We start from the raw sequence: 2,332 nt of genomic DNA on the forward strand, positions 1-2,332 counted from the left end.
TGTCGATGCCGGCTCAATACTCCCCAGAAGTGCCGTTTGAATCTTCCCCAGTTTTAGCGCTGCCGCCGGTCTTCCGGAGCGCGCTCCGGGAGACCGGCGGCGCGTAATCGTTGATGCTTCTCCTGATGGTCGGGAGAGGGATTTCGGTGATCAAGATCGGGGAGATGATGATGATACTGGATTTGCATCGGCAGGGCCTGTCGGTGTCGGCGATCGCCAGGGAGAGCGGGATCGACCGCAAGACGGTGCGCAAATACATAGCGCGCGGGCTCGAGGCTCCGGCCTACGGACCACGCAAGCCGCGTCAGGCGGTGATCGATCCCTTTACAGCCTATCTTCGCGAACGTGTCACGCGATATCCTGGGCTCACCGGCAGCCGGCTTTTCCGCGAACTGAAGGACCTCGGCTATGGCGGCGGCTACACGGCCGTTACCGACTTCCTGCGCGACGTCCGTCCTGCCGCGGCGGAGCGTGGATACGAGGTTCGCTTCGAGACTCCGCCCGGCGAGCAGGCGCAGGTCGACTTCGCCCAGTTCAATGTCGTCTTTGCCGATGAGCCGACCACGCCGAGAATCGTCTGGCTATTCTCCATGGTGCTTGGCTTCAGTCGCCTTATCTGGGCACGCTTCGTCGTCCACCAGGATCTGCCGACTGTCTTGCGCTGCCATGCCGGGGCTTTCGAGGCGTTGGGCGGCGCTCCTCGCGAAGTGCTTTACGACCGTATGAAGACGGCTGTGATCGGCGAAGGCGATACCGGCGGCATCGTCTACAACCGTGCCCTCGTCGATCTTGCCCGCCACTATGGTTTCCATCCCAAGGCGTGTCGGCCTTACCGCGCCAAAACCAAAGGCAAGGTCGAGCGGCCGTTCCGCTACATTCGCGAGGACTTCTTCCTGGCCCGGTCCTTTCGCAATCTCGAAGACCTGAACGCCCAGTTGCGTCACTGGCTGGACACGGTCGCAAACCCGAGAGTTCACGCAACCACACGGCGTGTCGTCAACGAAGCTTTTGCCGAGGAGCGGACAGCGCTCCGGCCGCTGCCGTTGGCTCCGTTCCGATCGGTCCTGAAGCTCGAGCGACGCATCAGCCGGGAGGGCATGGTTAGCGTTGGCGGCAATTTCTATAGCGTGCCCGACGCCACCAGGCGCCGTGTCGTCGAGGTGCACACTCTGGCCGAAGAGGTACGCATCTTCGAGGACGGCGCACTGATTGCCATCCATCCCATTCTAGAAGGTCGGCACCAGCGTCATGTCGAGCCCGGGCATCGCAACATCCACGTCCACAAGCGCCGACAAAGACTGAGGAACGACGAGGTCATCCTTCATGGCTCAGGCGACAGGGTCGCTCAGCGCCCGTTGGCCTTCTACGATGCCGTCGCCCGGGTGATGGCCAAGGAGCAGCGTCCATGACGAATGCGCTCGATACCACGCCATCCACCATCGACCGGATCCGCCACGATCTCGTCGGCCTGAAGATGCCACGAGCGCTCGAAGCGCTCGATCATGTCGTGCGCCGGCTCGAGCAAGGCGAGATCGCCGCCCTCGAAGCCATGGACATCCTCCTTTCGGAAGAGTTGACCCTCCGCGAGAACAGCCGGATCAAGACGGCACTGCGCATGGGGCGTCTGGCCACGATCAAGACGCTCGCCGGCTTCGACTTCTCTTTCCAGCCCTCGCTCGACCGAGATCGAATCTTCACGCTCGCCCAACTCGGCTTCGTCGCCCGCTGCGAGGTCGTCCACTTCCTCGGCCCACCCGGCACAGGCAAGAGCCATCTGGCCATCGCGCTTGCCGTCGAGGCTGTGAAGGCTGGAAAGAGCGTCTATTTCTGCACGCTCGCCGAACTCATCGCCGCACTGGCAAGGGCCGAACGCGAAGGCCGCCTGCAGGAACGCATCCGCTTCTTCTGCCGGCCTGCTCTGCTCGTTGTCGATGAGATCGGCTACCTGCCCGTCATCCACGGTGGCGGCAATCTGTTCTTCCAGCTCGTCAACGCCCGCTATGAGAAGGGCGCCATGATTCTCACCTCAAACCGCGGCTTCGCCGAATGGGGCGAGGTCTTCGGCGATCCTGTCGTCGCAACCGCACTTCTCGATCGCCTGCTTCATCATGCGGTCGTCGTCCAGATCGAAGGATCGAGCTATCGGCTCCGACAACACGCCGAGCTCATGCCCGAACACCTGCGATCAAAAGCCTCCATCACGCCGCCGACGCTCAACGCACCATCACGACCGCGCGGCCGGCCGCCGAAAAATGGACACCCCTCCGCGACAGTCTGAGCGGCGAAACTGGGGAATTTTACTTCGGCACTTTTGGGGAAAATTCGAGCGGCA

The 2,332-nt window shown here is 62.5% G+C and carries 2 protein-coding genes; both read left to right on the forward strand.

Going from position 1 to position 2,332, the window contains the following annotated elements; translation table 11 throughout:
* Positions 1–146: 146 nt before the first annotated feature.
* The gene (gene istA / locus NKI97_RS35270) at positions 147–1,409 is read left to right on the forward strand and encodes an IS21 family transposase (RefSeq protein WP_352838593.1); all 1,263 of its coding nucleotides are present in this window, start codon (positions 147–149) and stop codon (positions 1,407–1,409) included.
* The gene (istB, locus tag NKI97_RS35275; protein WP_352838594.1) at positions 1,406–2,278 is read left to right on the forward strand and encodes an IS21-like element helper ATPase IstB; all 873 of its coding nucleotides are present in this window, start codon (positions 1,406–1,408) and stop codon (positions 2,276–2,278) included. Before istA ends, istB begins: the two co-directional genes overlap by 4 nt.
* The last annotated feature ends 54 nt before the right edge of the window (positions 2,279–2,332 follow it).

The sequence above is a fragment of the Mesorhizobium sp. M0296 genome, from assembly GCF_040321675.1.
Taxonomy (GTDB): Bacteria; Pseudomonadota; Alphaproteobacteria; order Rhizobiales; family Rhizobiaceae; genus Mesorhizobium.